A 16,453-nucleotide genomic window follows, 5' to 3' on the forward strand; every position below is an offset into this window, starting at 1 on the left:
CAGTCAGGCACAGCCATCGCCATGCCTCCGTCCGATTTTCTTTTCACGGAGCGATGCGCGTGCGCGTCAATTTGTTGCCCTTGTCTGTTTCCATCGCCGCAATTCTGGCCTTGCATGCTTCAGCGCCTGCGCTGGCCGCCGAGGCGGATGTCGCCGATCCCACCACCCTGGACCGCATCGTCGTCACCGGCGAAAAGCGCGCACGCACGCTGCAGGACACCACCACCAGCGTGGCGGTGACCACCCAGGCGCGGATCGAGCAGGAGAACCTGCAGAATCTCTACGAGGTGCTCAACCGCACCGCCAACGTGGCGCAGACCTACGGCGATACCGGCTTCACCATCCGCGGCATCCGCGAGATCGACGGCGGCGGCGATGCGCCGCTGGCCACGGTCTACCTGGACGGCGCGGCGCTGCCGCAGAACGCGATCAGCTCGGCGCCGCTGAGCCTGTGGGACCTGCAGCAGGTGGAGATCCTGCGCGGGCCGCAGTCCACCCTGCAGGGCGAGAACGCGCTGGCCGGCGCGGTGATCCTGCGCACCGCCGAGCCGACCATGGACTGGGAGGGCAAGCTGCGGGTGCTGGCCTCCGATCCGTCCGACCGCACCCTGGCCGCGGCGTTCGGCGGCCCGCTGGTGGCCGACGAACTGGCCTTCCGCGCCTCGGTCGAACAACGCAGCTTCGAAGGCTACAGCTGGAACGACACGCGCCAGGCGTCCGACGATGCGCTGCACGCGCTGACCTACCGCGGCAAGCTGCTGTGGACGCCGTCGGCGATCGACGGGTTGAAGGTCCAGCTCGGCTACACCAAGGCGCACCGCAACGGGCCGTACCTGTACGTGTACGTGCCCACCGACGAGGCGGACTACTTCAAGCGTCGCACCAACCACGACAACACGCCGAACCGCAGCCTGACCGACAGCGACATCGCCAACCTCAACGTCGACTACGCGATCGATGCGGCCTGGTCGCTGTCGGCGGTGACGGCATGGAACAAGGTCGACATGGACAGCACCTGGGACGGCGACCGCAGCGCGGCGCAGACCGCCTACGCCAGGCGCCTGGCCACCACCCGCACCACCTCGCAGGAAGTGCGCCTGAACTACGACGGCCAGGCCGTGGACGGCTTGTTCGGGCTGTACTGGGCCAAGCACGACACCCAGAACGACGTGGTCAACCGCCTCGACGTGAATACCCCGCTGGCCACCATTACCCGCCTGTTGACCGGCGCCGGTTTCCCGGCCGCCAACGCGGCGGCGATCTCAGCCGCGTATGGCGCGGCGTTGCCGGTGATCCCGGTGCTGTATGCCAGCGATGCGCCGACCACCTCGGAGAACCGCGCGCTGTTCGCCGACGGGCAGTGGCACGTGGGCGGCGGCTTCTCGCTGCTCGGCGGCGTGCGCTACGACCGCCAGCGCTACGAGATGGCGTCCAGCACCACCGCGACCTTCGTCGGCACCTATCCCAGCGCCGCCAGCTTCGCCAGCCCCGGCACCGCGCTGTACCAGGCGATCAACGCGATCAACGCGGGCGTGGCCGGCATCGTCGATTCGGCCAGCGGCGAAGTGCCGGACAACACGCGCGACTTCAGCGCGTTCCTGCCCAAGCTCGGCGCGCGTTACGAATGGAGCCCGGATCTGGCGGCCAGCCTGGTGGTGCAGCGCGGCTACCGCTCCGGCGGCTCCAGCTTCAACACCGCGCGCAGCCAGGCCTTCGCCTACGACCCGGAATACACCTGGAACTACGAGGCCTCGCTGCGCTCGCAGTGGCTGGACGGGCGCTTGAGCGTCAATGCCAACGCCTACTACATCGACTGGAAGGACAAGCAGGTCTTCGCCTTCTTCGGCCTCAACGACTACGACTACAACACCGTCAACGCCGGCCGCGCGCACCTGTACGGCTTCGAGCTGGAGCTCAGCCACCGGCTCGGCGAAGGCTTCGACTGGTATGCGTCGCTGGGCCATTCGCGCACCCGCTACGACGAGTTCAAGACCGTGGCCGACGCGCAGATCACCGACTACGCCGGCCGCGAGTTCGCCTACGCGCCGCGCTGGACCGCAGCCGTGGGCGGCAACTGGCGCTTCGGCGCGGGCTGGGTCGCCAACCTCAACGCCAACTTCCGCGACAAGGTCTACACCGACATCGGCAGCGATGCGCCGCGGCTGGCCTCGCGCACGCTGCTCAACGCCAAGTTCGGCTACGAGAACCTGGACTGGAGCGCGTGGGTGTTCGCCAACAACCTGCTCGACAGGCAGTACGTCCAGTACCGCTGGGCGGACCAGCCGATCGCCATCCTCGGCGCGCCGCGCGTGGTCGGCATCGGCTTCGAGGCGCGCTGGTAACCGACGATGGCCATGCATGCGCTGACCACCGCCCTGTACCTGCTCGCCGCGCCGCTGGCGGCGCTGGCGTTCTACCTGGCCACCGCGCACCAGCGCCTGCGCCCGGGTTGGCGCCCGCATGCGCGCGCGCTGCGCGTGGCGGGTGCGGTGTTGAGCACGCTGGCGCTGGTCGCGGCGATCGCCGCGCTCGGGGTGTGGGCCGGCACGTTCGCGGCGCTGAGCGCACTGATGCTGGCCGCGGTCGCGCTGCCGTTCCTGGATGCGTGGCGGCAGCTGCGCGGAGGCCGCGCCGATGTGGGCTAGATGGCTGGCGGCGATCGTGCTCGGCCTGCCGCTGGCGGTGGGCGTGGTCGGGCTGTGCGTGCTGTTGTGGCCGGGCGCGCTGCAGGTGCATACGTTGCCGTGGCTGCTGCTGATGTTCCCGTTGTGGATCGGCGCGATGTCGCTGGCGTTCGTGTTCCGCAGCGGCGCGCGCGCCTGGCTGTGGCTGGGCCTGGCCACGCTGCTGTGCCATGGCCTGCTGTACGCGTTGAAGGCCGCCGGCCTGGTGCAGGTGACGGTATGAAGGCAGCGACCTTGCGTCAGTTCTTGTCGGCGCACAGCTGGATGGGCCTGCTGGCCGGCATGGCCTTGTTCATCGCCTTCTATGTCGGCGCGATCACCGTGTTCACTCACGAGCTCAACGACTGGCCGCGCGCGTCGGCGCTCGCCGCTCCGGCGACGCAGCCGTCGGAACAGGCGGCGCAGGCCCTGCTGGATACTGTGCTGGCGCGGCATCCGGTGTTGGCCGAATCGTTCTCGCTGATGCTGCCGGGCGAACACGGCGCGCAGCCGCGGCTGTATGCGTTCGGGCCGCCGGCGCAGGCGTTCGGCGGCACCGTGCAGTTCCAGCCCGGTGCCGACGGGCAACCGCTGCAGCTGCCGCAACGCACCGGTTTCGTCGACTTCCTGTACGACCTGCACTTCACCGCCGGCTTGCCGCGCACCTTCGGCACCTACCTGTTCGGCGTGGTCTGCATTCTCTATGGCCTGGCGTTGGTCAGTGGCGTGGTGCTGTACGCGCCGGTGTTCCTGAAGGACCTGTTCGCGCTGCGCATGGGGCGCAACGTCAAGCGCCTGTGGCAGGACGCGCACAACGTGGTCGGCATGCTGTCGCTGCCGTTCCACGTGATCTTCGCCTGGTCCGGCGCGGTACTGGCGCTGGGCGTGCTGCTGCTGGCGCCATTCCAGTACCTGGTGTTCGACGGCAAGCTGATGCAGGTGCTGGAGCCGGATCTGGAGCTGACGCCGCACGTGCAGCCGGCGCACATCAAGGCGCCGCTGCTGCCGGTGGCCGACCTGCTGGCGCGCGCGCGCGCGGCCAGTCCGGGCTTCGAACCGGAAAGCCTGTCCTTCCACGACGCCGGCGATGCCAATGCGCGCGTGGAAATCTACGGCCAGCACCCGCAGCGCCGGCTCAACACGATGGCTGGCGTGGCCATGGAAGCGGCCACCGGCAAGGTGCTGCGGGTGCTGGCGCCGCAGGACATGTCGCCCGGCGTGGCGTCGCTGCGCGGGCTGCAGGCGCTGCATTACGCCAACTTCGGCGGGGCGCCGCTGCGGTGGCTGTATTTCCTGCTCGGCCTGGGCGGCGCGTTCCTGTTCTACAGCGGCAACCTGCTGTGGGTGGAGGCGCGGCGCAAGCGGCGCCAGCAGGCGCAGCCGTGGCGCACGCATGCGCTGGCGCGGCTCACGGTGGGCATCTGCCTGGGTTGCGTGGCCGGCGTCTCGGCGCTGTTCGTCGCCGCGCGGCTGTTGCCGCCGGGGCAGGAGCGCTACGTGTACTACGCCGTGTTCGGACTGGGCGTGGCCTGGGCACTGCTGCGCCCCACCGCGCGCGGCGCCTACGAACTGCTGTTGGCTTGCGCGGTGCTGACTGCGCTGGTGCCGTTGGCCGCGCTGCGCGGCGCCGGCGGCTGGGTGGCGCCGTGGAGCAGTTCGCTGCTGCTGGCGGTGGATGGCTGTGCCTTGGCCCTGGCCTGGGCGTACTGGCAGATGGCGCGCGCCACCCTTCGCCGCGGCCGTCACGGCGATCCGAATAGCGTGTGGGCGCTGCCGGCGAAGGCCTGAGCGGCTATAAATCGGCCGTCGCTCGGGCCGCTGCGGCCACCGGCCGCACGCGCTGTCGCATGCCAGCCATGCTGCATCTTGTTGCTGACATGCGCTGTGCATCGCGCGCATGCATGGCGGACAAAAGTGGACAATCGTGCGCCAGTGATTTCTCATGTACGCGGAAGTCGAAGTCTGCAGCGTTGGCGCTGGGCGTCGTACGGTGAATTGTGTGACAGCCGCCGCGTTCTGTTCCACGCTGCCGTGTACAGGGGATCGCATGCACCACCGCTACGAAGGACCGCCGGACGCGCCGTCCGGCGAGGACTACGCCAGGCAACTGCATCACGGCTTTGCCGCTTTGCGCTTCGACCCGCCGCTGGAACGGGCGTATCGCCGCTACACCGCATCGACCATGGGCTTCGCGCAACGCGTGGCGGCCTCGCTCGGTGTGCTGATCGCGCTGGCGTTGCTGGCCTGGGACGCGTTGCATTTCGGTTGGTCGGGCAGCACCGGGCTGCTCGGCTATGCGGTGGCGGTGCGTGCGGCCACCTTGCTGGCGCTGCTGTGGGTGGCGGTGGCGATCCATCGCGCGGACGCGCACGGGCCGGGCCGGGCGGCGCTGTTGTTGCTGGTCGGCGGCACCGGGCTGGTGCTGTCGAGCATCGGCTATCCGCCGCAGGAACTGCGTTATGCCGCCGCGGTGATGACCCTGGTGATCGTCGCCGGTTTCTTTCCGCTGGGCCTGGCGCTGTGGCAGAGCGTGGCGGTGGCGCTGGTGCTGTGCGCGATCAGCGCCGCGGCCGCGCACCTGTTGCTGGACGGCGCGGCGCGCGACGCCTATCTGCGCCTGCAATGGTTGCTGTGGGCGGCGGTGCCGATCGGCGCGGTCGGCGGCTACCTGCGCGAGCATTCGCGCCGCGAGGGATTCCTGCAGCGGCGGGTGCGCGACGACGAGGCCTTGCGCGACGCGCTCACCGGTCTTGGCGATCGCCGCCGTTTCGACGAACACCTGGCGGTGGCGCTGGCCGAGACCCGGCGCCTGCAGCGCGGGTTGGCGTTGATCCTGGTCGAACTGGATGGATACGCCGCCTTCGTGCAGCGCTACGGCCCGCGCGAGGCCGATCGCGCGGTGGTGGACGTGGCCGAGGTGCTGCAATGCCTGCTGCGGCCGATGGACGTGACCATGCGCATCGATGCGGGCCACTTCGCGCTGGTGCTGTACGACGCCAGCGGCGCGCACCTGCGCCAGGTGGCGCCGGCGTTGCGCGACATGATCGAGCTGCTGGCGATCGCGCACGCCGACATGGCCAACGAACAGCTCGGCGTCAGCGTCGGCGCCTTGCTCGCCACGCCCGCCGACACCGCCGCCACGCTGATGCAACGTGCCGAAGCGCTGCTGCAGCGCGCGCGCATCGGCGGCGGCAATCAAGTGGTGCTGGCCGAGGACACGGGTTGGTAGCGCGGGCCGGCATGGCATGCGACGCTAGGGGGCGTGCATAGCCCTTCGCCGAGGTGATCGATGCGTCTGGTCAAGACGTTGCGGGTTCTCGCACTGTGGCTGGTGATCCCCGTGGGGGCGCTCGTGCAGCTGCAGATGGTGTCCACGATGATGCGCACCTATATCGCCGTCGGCGTGATGCGCGATCAACTGCAACGCAGCGGACTCGGTCACGTCACCTCCCTGCGCGGGATACCGCAGGTCTGCCGGGAAGAAGGATTTCTCGACGGCATCGACTACACCTATGCCGTGGATGTAGCGAAGATTCCCGATGCCTATTGGGCCAGCGAAGATGCGCGGCAACGACACTGGCACCACGCTCCATTCGACGACTCGCAGAGCGAAACGTTCGATGGTTTCATCGAGTACAACGCGCGCAAGCCGGGATGTCCGCAACTTCCTGCGCTGCGGTCCCCGCACGTCGTGATCACCGTCCTGTACAGCGAAGCGGGCGATCTTGGTCCGAGAACCGTGTCCTCCAATGGAGATGGTTTCATGGCCTACGATACCCGGACGTCCAGGCTCTACTGGGCCTACGCCGGCAACTGACCAGCCGCGCGCTGCGGCTGGTTGCGCTGACTCAAAACGTCCCGCGCTGCACGAACGGCACCTGCTGGTAGAGCCGGCGTTCGCCGCCGCGCGGGTCGTGCGCCAGGCGGCTGTCGGCGTCGAACACCATGGTCTCGCGCCGCGCCAGCGAATACGGTTCCCAGCGCGGCAGCCCGGCGTGGTTGGGATCGCCGTGGCGGGCGAAGGCGAGCAGCGCCTCGCTCATCGCATCGGCCACGCGCTGCGCCTGCGCGCCGTCGCCGGTGCGCGAACCGGGCTGGCGGATGTTGTCGAACACCAGCGGGATGTCCAGGGTGTGGAATGCGCCGAACTTGCCGCCGTCCAGCGGCGAACCCCAATCGAGTTGATAGGCCCAGGTCGGCGCGCCCTGCCGCGCGCGCGCTTCGGCTTCCTCGATCGCGCCGCGCCACGAGCGCCCGGCGGTGGTCGCGGCGAAGAACACTTCGCTCGGCGTGTAGTGCGGATACAGACGCCGGTACTCGGCGATCACCACCTGCGGCAGCAGGTCCACGAATTGTTCCTGCTCCAGCTTGGCCGGCAGCGTGTCCCAACTCAGCGCGAAGTTGGCCGGATCGTTGCCGAGGAAGGCGCGGGTCTCGTCGTGGGTGTTGCCGATCACCATCGGGATCGTCGCCGATTGCGGCGGTGCGTCCGGCCAGAACGGATGCCGGTGCAGCACCTGCGCATCCAGCACCGGGCCCAGGTACAGGGAGGTGTTCTCCACCCGCGACGGATCGCGCGTGCGCGTGGCCTCGAGCAGGCGTTGCATCGGCAGCGTGCGCAGCGCCGCCAGTTGCGTGGCGTCGAGCTGCAAGGCCTGCAGCAGCAATTGCGCGCGCTGCGTGGCCGCGCGCGGGCCGGCGGCGGTGACCTGCTGGCCGCTCATGGTCCAGGCGCGGTGGAACAGGCCCTGCGCGGCCGGCATCGCCATCAGCGTGGCGATCTTGGCGCCGCCGCCGGACTGGCCGAACACGGTGACGTTGCCGGCATCGCCGCCGAACTCGGCCGCGTGCGCGCGCACCCACTGCAGCGCCTGCACCAGGTCGAGCTGGCCGACGTTGCCGGACGCGGCGAACTCGGCGTCGCCGAGCTGCGCCAGGTACAGGTAGCCGAACGCGTTGAGGCGGTGGTTGACGCTGATCACCACGGCGTCGCCGCGCCGGCACAGGCGCGCGCCGTCGTACTGCGGATCGCTGCCGGAGCCGTTGTTGTAGGCGCCGCCGTGGATGTAGAACAGGATCGGGCGCTTTGCGCCGTCGCGCAGGGCGGGCGTCCACACGTTGAGGAACAGACAGTCCTCGCTGACCGGGTCGAGCTTGAGCTGCGGCGCGGAAGCGGCGTAGCTGGTGCAGTCGCGCACGCCGCGCCAGGGGTGTTCCTGCAGCGCCGGCTGGAAACGGCGCTGTGCGGTGTCGGCGCCGTAGGGAATGCCCTTGAACACCTGCACGCCCTGGTCGCGATAGCCGCGGATGCGACCGCTGCGGGTGCGCGCCAGCGGCGCTTGCGGGTCGGCGGGCGCGGGCGCGGCGCCGGCGCTACCGCCAGGCAGGGCACCGCTCACTGCCAGTGCGGCGAGCGCGCTGCCGTGCAGGAAGCGGCGCCGGCCGTGGTCGTCGGGTGCGATGGCCGTGGTGGGGGCAAGCGAGGCAGGCGGGATGGCGGCGGGCGTGGTCATGCGTGGCGGAGTCCGTGGGCAAACGCCGCCAGCCATGGGCGAAGGCCCTGGCCGACAGCGGAAAGGATCGGATGGGTGCAAGCGGCAGGCCTGTGGCGTGCGCCGCGCGAGGCGGCCCGAGGCAGGCGGCGTTCGCGCGCTGGGTCATGGCGGTGTGGTGCATGGCAACGCGGCTGCGCCCGCTACTGCTTCGGCGCGGCAGGCGGGATCGGCGCCAGCGCGGCCGGGTCGCCCTGCACGCTGCGCATCCATTCCAGCGCCTGGGTCGGCCATGCCGCCAAGGGCAGGCCGGCGATGCCGCGGGTGCCGAAGCCATGGCCGCCGTGCGCGAACAGGTGCAGTTCCGCCGGCACGCCGGCCTGGCGCAGCGCCTGGTAGAACAGCAGGCTGTTCTCCACCGGCACCACCCGGTCGTCCTGCGCGTGCACCAGGAACGTCGGCGGCATCGCCGGAATCACGCGGTTCTGCAGCGAATAGGCGCTCATCGTGGCGGCATCGGGATGACGGCCGAGCAGCCGCAGGCGCGAGCCGGTATGCGCCGCGGTGCCGCTGCCCATGTCGATGACCGGGTACAGCAGCAGCAGGAAGTCCGGCCGCGCGCTGAGCCGGTCGATCGCGTCGCGCGCCGGGTAGACGCGGTCGTCGTAGCGGGTGCCCAGGCTGGCGGCGACGTGGCCGCCGGCGGAGAAGCCGATCGCGCCGACCCGGTGCGGGTCCACGCCGTAGTCGGCGGCGCGTGCGCGGATCAGGCGCAGCGCGCGCTGCGCGTCGGCCAGCGGCAGGTTGCGCTGCGCCGCTGCGTCGGCGCCCGCCGCTTCCGCGTCGGGCAGCCGATAACGCAGCACGAACAGGGTAATGCCTGCCTGTTCGGCGAAGATCGGCAGCAAGGCGGTGCCTTCCTTGTCCAGCACGATGCGCGCGTAGCCGCCGCCGGGCGCGACCAGCAGGGCGATGCCGTTCGGCGTCTTCGGCCGGTACACCACCAGGTACGGCTGGTAGCGGCCGCTGATGGCGCGGTCGGGCAGCGCCGGGTCGTCGCTGCGGTCGACGATGCGCGCCTCGTCGGGGCCGGGCGCAGCGCCGGGCGCCGGATCCGGCCATAGCGGGATCCGCGCCGCCTGCTCGGCCGCTGTTTCGCCGCTCGGGTGCTCGGCCGCGAGCGCGGGGCCGGCGAGCGCCAGTGCCAGCAAGACGCTCAGCGCGCCATGCCGGCGATGGCGCCACGCCAGCGTAAGCGCGCCGGCCGCATGCCTCAGGATCGGGCGCGAGGCCAGGCGCCGCAGGCCGTTGTCGTCGGCAGCATCCGTCAGCGCCACACCAGCGCCTTCCGTTGTCGTCGTGTTCCGCATCCGTCGCCCTCCCAGGTCAAGGATGTGCAGCTAATCCGCTCGCACGGCGCCGCGCAAGCGGTGGGTTTCGCATTCGGGATCAGGTCGCAATGCCGCGGCGAATCCCCAATCCCCACTACCGAATCCCCGCTTTTTGCCGCACCGCACATTGCCAATGACACCGGTTTACCATATACAACTGCGCAACGCGCTGTCGATGAGCGGCGCAGCAATTCTTCCGACCCCCCACATTCTTGCGGAGATGCCCTTGAGCACTCATTCCGGTCCTTCGGACACGCCACCGCCCGCGCTGGCCGACATCGCGGCGCGCTTCGTCCAGGCCCGCCAGCAGGGCCGTTCGTTGCCCGATTTCCCGGGGATCATCCCCGACGACCTGGAAACCGCCTACCGCGTGCAGGACCTGGCGATCGCGCAATGGCCGGACCGCGTGGTCGGCTGGAAGGTCGGCTACATCGCCGCCGAGCGCCGCGACCATTCCGGCGACGAGCGCCTGCTCGGCCCGATCTTCGCCCGCAACCTGTGGAATGCTACCGGTGGAACAACGGACATCCCGGTGTTCGACGGCGGCTTCGGCGCTGTCGAGGCCGAGTACGTGATGCGCCTGGACGCGGACGTGCCGGCCGACCAGTTGCACTGGACCCCGGAGCAGGCCGCGCAGGTGCCGTCCACGCTGTTCATCGGCGTGGAAGTGGCCAGCAGCCCGCTGGCCACGATCAACCAGTTGGGGCCGCGCGTGGTGATCTCCGATTTCGGCAACAACAACGGCCTGATCCTGGGGCCGCAGGTCGCCGACTGGACCACGTTGGACGAATCCGCGCTGTTGGCGGAAACCTTGATCGAGGGCCAACGCGTCGGCAGCGGCGGTGCCACCCTGTTGCCGGGCGGGCTGCGCGCCGCGTTCGCGTTCGCGCTGGCGCGTTCGGCGCGGCGCGGCCGGCCGCTCAAGCGCGGCGAGCTGATCGCCACCGGCAATGCCACCGGCATCCACGACATCGCCATCGGCCAGCACGCGACGATCCGTTTCGACGGCTACGGCGAACTTCACTGCAGGGCGGTCGCGGCGTAAGCCGCGGCATGCCGACGACGCGCGGGAGGGCGCAGCATGATCACTCGTAGAGGTTTTCTGGGCGCAGGACTCGCCGCGGCCGCGGCAGCGCCGCTGGGCACGCTGGCTCAGGCCGGCGGCGGCAGCCAGTTGCTCACCGCCACCGACGTGCACGTGGCCGACTATCCCACCGTGGAGGCGGTGCGCTGGTTCGGGCAGACCCTGGAACGGCAGACCGGCGGCCGGCTGAAGCTGCGCCAGTACCACTCCGGCCAACTCGGCCGCGAAGCGGAAGCGATCGACATGGCCCGCTTCGGCGCCATCGACATCACCCGCGTCTACTCCGGCGCGCTCAACAACACCTTCCCGCTGACCCAGGCGCTGTGCCTGCCGTACGTGTTCGACTCGGTGCCGCACCTGCGCCGCGCGATCGACGGCCATGTCGGCGACAGCATCCTGCGCAGCTTCGAGCAGCGCGACCTGGTCGGCCTGGCCATCTACGATTCCGGCGCGCGCTGCTTCTACAACACCAAGCACCCGCTGCATCGTCCCGAAGACCTGCACGGCCTGAAGCTGCGCGTGGCCTCGTCGGACATCTTCCTCAAGCTGATGCACATGCTCGGCGCCAATCCGACGCCGATGTCGCTGGGCGAAACCTTCTCGGCGATGGAGACGCACATGATCGACGGCGCCGAGAACAACATGCGCAGCTTCCAGTCCAGCCGCCATTTCGAGGCCGCACACTACTGGTCGCAGAGCGAGCATTCCTATGCGCCGGACGTGCTGGTGATGTCGCAGCGCAGCTTCCAGGCGCTGGCGCCGGGCGATCGCGCGCTGGTGGTGGAGACCGCGCGGCAATCGGTGGCGGTGATGCGCAAGCTGTGGGACGCCTCCGAATCGAAGGCGCGCCAGGAAGTGCTCGACTACGGCGTGCTGATCAACGAGGTGGACATGCCCGCCTTCCGCAAGGCCGCCGCGCCGCTGCTGGCCGAGTACCGGCGGCAGCCGGAGATCGAAGCCCTGTACCGACGCATCCGCGATTTCGCCTGAGGCCATGCCGATGACCGACCACGCCATTGCCGTTCCGGTGGCGCCGCTGCAGCGGCTGCTCGACCGGGTTTCCAACCTCGCCATCGGCATCGCCGCCGCCGCCCTGCTCGGGCTGGTGGTGGTGCAGGGCTGGCAGGTATTCACCCGCTACGTGCTCAACGATTCGCCGAGCTGGACCGAGCCGGTGACGCTGCTGCTGCTGAGCACCGCGATGAGCCTGGCCGCCGCCGCCGGCGTGCACACCCGCCGCCACTTCGGTTTCTTCCTGCTGGCGGAAAAGATGCACGCCCGCGTGCGCCGGGCGATCGACCTGATCCGTCCGCTGATGATCGTCGCCATCGGCGCAGTGATCGCCTGGTGGGGCGGGGTGCTGTTGCTGGACGGGCTGGACATCAAGATGGCCGGCGCCTCGCTGCCGCAGAGCATCAACTACCTGCCGCTGTCGATCGGCGGCGCGCTGATGAGCGTGTTCGCGCTGTACCAGGCGTGGCAGGCGCTGCGTCCGGCCACCGCTGAAGGAGTGAACTGAGCCATGGCCATTGCAATCCTGCTCGGGCTGTTCGTGCTGTTGCTGTTGATCGGCGTGCCGGTCGCCTATGCGCTGGGCGCCGCGGCGCTGGCGACCATCCTCTACCTGGACCTGCCGGCGATCGTGCTGGTGCAGCAGATCTCCGCCGGCAGCGGCTCGGCCTCGTTGATCGCGATTCCGTTGTTCATTTTTGCCGGTGAGTTGATGTTGCGCGGCGGTATCTCCGAACGCCTGATCGCGCTGGCCTCGTCGCTGGTGGGGCGCATGCGCGGCGGCCTGGGCCAGGTCAGCGTGCTGTCCTCGCTGTTCTTCGGCGGCGTGTCCGGTTCGGCCATCGCCGACGTGTCGGCGGTCGGCGGCACCATGATTCCGCAGATGATCAAGCGCGGCTACGACCGCGACTACGCGGTCAACGTGAGCATGACCGCGGCGCTGGTCGCGCTGCTGGTGCCGCCTTCGCACAACCTGATCCTGTTCTCGGCCGCGGCCGGCGGCGGGCTGTCGATCGCCGATCTGTTCGCGGCCGGCATCTTCCCGGCGCTGCTGATGACCGCGGCGATGATGATCACCGGCTACGCGGTGGCGCGCCACCGCGGCTACGGCACCGAGCCGTTCCCGGGCTGGCGCGCGGTGGCGCTGCGCCTGGTCGGTGCGTTGCCCGGGCTGGGCCTGGTCGCGCTGATCTTCGTCGGCATCCGCGCCGGCATCTTCACCGCGGTGGAGAGCGCGGCGATCGCGGTGGTGTACGCGCTGATCGTCACCGCGCTGCTGTATCGGCAATTGCGTTGGGCTGAGTTCTTCGCCGCGGTCACGCATGCGGCGCGCACCACCGGCGTGATCCTGTTCGTGATCGCCACCGCGGCGGTGTTCGGCTGGCTGCTGGCCTACCTGCAGGTGCCGGCGGCAGCGGTGAAGTTGCTGCAGTCGATCGCCGACGGCAAGAACACCGTGCTGCTGATGATCGTGGTGATGCTGCTGCTGCTGGGCATGTTCATGGACCTGGCGCCGAAGATCCTGATCTGCACGCCGATCTTCCTGCCGGTGGTGAAGGCCTACGGCATCGACCCGATCCATTTCGGGCTGGTGATGGTGCTGGCTGGCGGCATCGGCCTGATCACCCCGCCGATCGGCTCGGTGTTGTTCATCGGCACCTCGATCGGCCAGATCACCGTGGCCCAGAGCATGCGCACGATCTGGCCGTTCTGGCTGGCGGCGCTGTGCGTGCTGCTGATCGTGGCGTTCTTCCCGGAACTGTCGCTGTGGTTGCCGCGCGCGCTGCGCGCCTGATGCGCCGCGCCGCACGCAGCCGCTGCGGCGCCAACCAAGGAGTGCATGGCATGAGCTCGTCCACGATCCCGCGTTCGCTGCGCTGGCTGCTGCTGGCCGGCCTGCTCGCCGCCAGCGCGCTGGCCGCGGCGGCCGACTGGAAGCGCGGCATCGAGCACCAGCGCATCGCCGACCAGGGCGATGGCACATTCCTCAACCCGGTGCTGGCCGGCGACCATCCCGATCCGTCGGTGCTCAAGGACGGCGACGACTACTACCTCACCCTGTCCTCGTTCGACGCCTACCCCGGCCTGCCGATCTGGCACTCGCGCGACCTGGTGAACTGGCAGCCGCTGGGCCACGCCATCAGCGAGAACGTCGGCGCGATCTGGGCGCCGGACCTGATCAAGCACGGCACGCGTTACTACATCTATTTTCCGGCGCGGCGTGGCGAGCAGGGCCAGCGCAGCAACTTCGTGGTCTGGGCCGACGACATCAAGGGCCCGTGGAGCGCGCCGATCGACATCGGCCTGGGCAAGTACATCGATCCCGGCCACGCGGTCGGCGAGGACGGCAAGCGTTACCTGTTCCTGAGCGGCGGCGACTACGTGCAGTTGTCCGACGACGGGTTGAAGGTCATCGGCACGCCCAAGCATGTCTACGACGGCTGGAAGTACCCGGAAAGCTGGGATGTGGAAGCCTATGCGCAGGAAGGGCCGAAGATCACCCGCCACAACGGCTGGTACTACATGACCACCGCGGTCGGCGGCACCGCCGGCCCGCCGACCGGGCACATGGTGATCACCGCTCGCTCGCGCTCGATCCACGGGCCGTGGCGCAACGCGCCGAACAACCCGATCACCCGCACCAAGAGTGCGGCCGAGCCGTGGTGGTCGCGCGGCCATGCGACCCTGGTCGAAGGCACCGACGGGCGCTGGTGGATGCTCTATCACGGCTACGAGAACGGCTACTGGACGCTGGGCCGGCAGGCGCTGCTGGACCCGATCGAGTGGACCGCCGACGGCTGGTTCGTGGCCAAGGGCGGCGATCTCGGCATGCCGCTGAAAAAGCCCAGCGGGCAGGCGTTGCCGCACGGGCTGGCGTTGTCGGACGATTTCCGCGGCGGCCGGCTCGGCCCGCAGTGGTCGTTCTTCAACCCGGGCCGCGACGAATACCAGCGGCTGTCCTTCGGCGACGGCACGCTGAGCGTGCAGGGCAAGGGCCGCGCGCCGCGCGACAGTTCGCCGCTGACCGTGATCGCGCCCGACCCCGCCTATGAGTTCGAGGTGGAGATGGAGATCGAACCCGGTGCGCAGGGCGGCGCGCTGCTGTTCTATAGCGAGCGCCTGTACGCCGGGGTGGGCAGCAACGGCGAGGCGTTCGTCATGCACCGCTACGGCGAGGAGCGCCCGGCGCAGCTGGCGCCCAGCGCCAAGGGCGGCCGCCTGTGGCTGCGGGTGCGCAACGACCGCCACATCGTCACCATCCACAGCAGCCGCGACGGCATCAGCTGGACCAAGTATCCGGTGCAGATGGAAGTGTCCGGCTACCACCACAACGTCGCCGGCAAGTTTCTGGCGCTGAAGCCGGCGCTGTATGCGGCCGGAAATGGAAAGGTGCATTTCCGCCAATTCCGCTACCGCGCGCTGGAGTGAACATGACTACCGGTAGAATCCGTCCTCTTCCGTCCGGTTTTCCGTCCATGGCGCCGAGCAAACCTCCTTCCGCCGATCTCCACGCGTCCGTCCACGGCAAGGCGGCGACGATCAACGACATCGCGCGCCTGTCCGGGGTTTCGAAGAAAACGGTGTCGCGGATCATCAACAACTCGCCGCTGGTGCGCAAGGACACGCGCGAGAAGGTCGAAGCGCTGATGCGCGAAGTCGGCTACGCGCCGGATCCGCTGGCGCGCGGGCTGGCGTTCCGGCGCTCGTTCCTGATCGGCATGGTCTACGACAACCCGACCGCGCAGTACATCGTGGACATGCAGTACGGCGCGCTGGACGCGTTGCGCGGCTCCAGCTTCGAGCTGGTGGTGCATCCCTGCGACAGCCGCAGCCCCGGCTATATCGAGGGCGTGCGCCGCTTCGTGCAGCAGCAGAAACTGCACGGCGTGATCCTGGTGCCGCGCGCCTCCGAAGACCAGGCGCTGGCCGACATGCTCGCCGGCATCGGCGTGCGCTACACCCGCATCGCCTCGCTGCCGCTGGACGAGACCTCGCAGATGGTGGTCACCCACGACCGCGACGGCGCCGCCGAGGCCGCCGACTACCTGCTGTCGCTTGGCCACCGCGAGATCGCCCTGATCACCGGTCCCAGCGCCTACCGCTCCGCGCACGAGCGCACCGCCGGCTTCATCGAAGCGCTGACCCGGCGCGGCATCGAACTGCCGCCGGAGCGCATCGTCGAGGCCGGCTACACCTTCGAATCCGGCGTGGCCGCGGCCGAGAAACTGCTGCTCGGCAAGCAGCGCCCGAGCGCGATCTTCACCGGCAACGACGAGATGGCCGCCGGCGTGTACAAGGTCGCGCTGCGCGCCGGCATCAACATCCCGCGCCAGCTGTCGATCATCGGCTACGACGACAGCCCGCTGGCCTCGCGCCTGTGGCCGTCGCTGACCTCGGTACGCCGGCACACCCGCGACACCGGCCGCACCGCCGCGGCGATGCTGATCCAGCCCGAGGGCACCCCGGCACTGGCGATCGCCAGCGTGCGCCCGCACCTGATCGTGCGCGACTCCTGCCAGCCGCCGGAAGATTGAAGCGCGGCACCTGTCCGCTGCGCGGGCAGGTGCCCCCAAGGTTCTGCGTCGCAGAACCTTGGGCCCCGGGCGCCGAGCCTGCCCAATCCCCGCGCCTTAGGCACGCCCCCTTTACCAAAGGGGGCTTTTCTCCAGAAGGGATGCGGCAACCGTCGCCAAGTAGGTCGGTCTGCCCGATACATCGCCGTGTCCTGCAGTGCCAGCGGCGCGCGGCGCCGATTGCTCGTCCAAACTCTCCGCCGCTGGCCACGAATCCCCAATCCCCAATCCCCAATCC

14 protein-coding genes are annotated in these 16,453 nt (G+C 69.6%); 12 read left to right on the forward strand and 2 right to left on the reverse strand.

What is annotated here, in order from left to right:
- The first annotated feature begins 59 nt into the window (after nucleotides 1-59).
- From HEP75_RS00395 to HEP75_RS00420, 6 genes are all read left to right on the forward strand, one after another.
- Nucleotides 60-2,342 (forward strand): TonB-dependent receptor, encoded by a 2,283-nt coding sequence (locus HEP75_RS00395; RefSeq protein ID WP_255423946.1) that lies wholly within the window; start codon nucleotides 60-62, stop codon nucleotides 2,340-2,342.
- A gap of 6 nt (nucleotides 2,343-2,348) precedes the next feature.
- A complete protein-coding gene (locus HEP75_RS00400) occupies nucleotides 2,349-2,645 on the forward strand; it encodes a hypothetical protein (RefSeq protein WP_185825038.1) in 297 nt (98 codons plus the stop codon).
- Complete coding sequence (locus tag HEP75_RS00405; protein WP_185821697.1) at nucleotides 2,635-2,907, forward strand: hypothetical protein; 273 nt, start codon at nucleotides 2,635-2,637, stop codon at nucleotides 2,905-2,907. Before HEP75_RS00400 ends, HEP75_RS00405 begins: the two co-directional genes overlap by 11 nt.
- Nucleotides 2,904-4,451, forward strand: a complete 1,548-nt coding sequence (locus HEP75_RS00410) for a PepSY-associated TM helix domain-containing protein (RefSeq protein WP_185825039.1) — start codon at nucleotides 2,904-2,906, stop codon at nucleotides 4,449-4,451. The genes HEP75_RS00405 and HEP75_RS00410 overlap by 4 nt, the downstream gene beginning before the upstream one ends.
- 259 nt (nucleotides 4,452-4,710) lie before the next feature.
- Nucleotides 4,711-5,892, forward strand: coding sequence for a GGDEF domain-containing protein (locus tag HEP75_RS00415; RefSeq protein WP_185825040.1), 1,182 nt, complete (start codon nucleotides 4,711-4,713; stop codon nucleotides 5,890-5,892).
- 60 nt (nucleotides 5,893-5,952) lie between these two features.
- Nucleotides 5,953-6,480: a hypothetical protein gene (locus HEP75_RS00420; protein ID WP_185825041.1), complete on the forward strand. Its 528-nt coding sequence runs from the start codon at nucleotides 5,953-5,955 to the stop codon at nucleotides 6,478-6,480.
- Nucleotides 6,481-6,511: 31 nt separating this feature from the next.
- On the opposite strand, the gene HEP75_RS00425 is transcribed toward HEP75_RS00420, so the two are convergent.
- On the reverse strand, nucleotides 6,512-8,176 hold the full coding sequence (locus tag HEP75_RS00425; RefSeq protein WP_185825042.1) for a carboxylesterase/lipase family protein: 1,665 nt from the start codon (nucleotides 8,174-8,176) through the stop codon (nucleotides 6,512-6,514).
- Between the two features lie 182 nt (nucleotides 8,177-8,358).
- Nucleotides 8,359-9,405 carry an alpha/beta hydrolase gene (locus HEP75_RS00430; protein WP_185826448.1) on the reverse strand — a complete coding sequence of 349 codons (1,047 nt, stop codon included), beginning with the start codon at nucleotides 9,403-9,405 and terminating at the stop codon, nucleotides 8,359-8,361.
- 361 nt (nucleotides 9,406-9,766) lie between these two features.
- Here HEP75_RS00430 and HEP75_RS00435 point away from each other — a divergent pair, with 361 nt between their 5' ends.
- Genes HEP75_RS00435 through HEP75_RS00460 form a run of 6 tightly spaced genes read left to right on the forward strand, consistent with a single transcriptional unit; the run spans nucleotide 9,767 to nucleotide 16,176 of the window.
- The gene (locus HEP75_RS00435) at nucleotides 9,767-10,591 is read left to right on the forward strand and encodes a 2-keto-4-pentenoate hydratase (protein ID WP_185814706.1); all 825 of its coding nucleotides are present in this window, start codon (nucleotides 9,767-9,769) and stop codon (nucleotides 10,589-10,591) included.
- A 36-nt stretch (nucleotides 10,592-10,627) separates the two neighbouring features.
- Nucleotides 10,628-11,620, forward strand: a complete 993-nt coding sequence (locus HEP75_RS00440) for a TRAP transporter substrate-binding protein (protein ID WP_185825043.1) — start codon at nucleotides 10,628-10,630, stop codon at nucleotides 11,618-11,620.
- Between the two features lie 10 nt (nucleotides 11,621-11,630).
- On the forward strand, nucleotides 11,631-12,149 hold the full coding sequence (locus tag HEP75_RS00445) for a TRAP transporter small permease (RefSeq protein ID WP_185814708.1): 519 nt from the start codon (nucleotides 11,631-11,633) through the stop codon (nucleotides 12,147-12,149).
- 3 nt (nucleotides 12,150-12,152) lie between these two features.
- On the forward strand, nucleotides 12,153-13,436 hold the full coding sequence (locus tag HEP75_RS00450; protein WP_185814709.1) for a TRAP transporter large permease: 1,284 nt from the start codon (nucleotides 12,153-12,155) through the stop codon (nucleotides 13,434-13,436).
- A 50-nt stretch (nucleotides 13,437-13,486) separates the two neighbouring features.
- Nucleotides 13,487-15,070, forward strand: coding sequence for a family 43 glycosylhydrolase (locus HEP75_RS00455; RefSeq protein WP_185825044.1), 1,584 nt, complete (start codon nucleotides 13,487-13,489; stop codon nucleotides 15,068-15,070).
- Between the two features lie 47 nt (nucleotides 15,071-15,117).
- Entirely contained in the window at nucleotides 15,118-16,176 is a 1,059-nt protein-coding gene (locus tag HEP75_RS00460) for a LacI family DNA-binding transcriptional regulator (RefSeq protein ID WP_185823232.1), read from the forward strand.
- Nucleotides 16,177-16,453 lie beyond the last annotated feature (277 nt).

This window comes from Xanthomonas sp. SI (genome assembly GCF_014236855.1).
Classification (GTDB): domain Bacteria; phylum Pseudomonadota; class Gammaproteobacteria; order Xanthomonadales; family Xanthomonadaceae; genus Xanthomonas_A.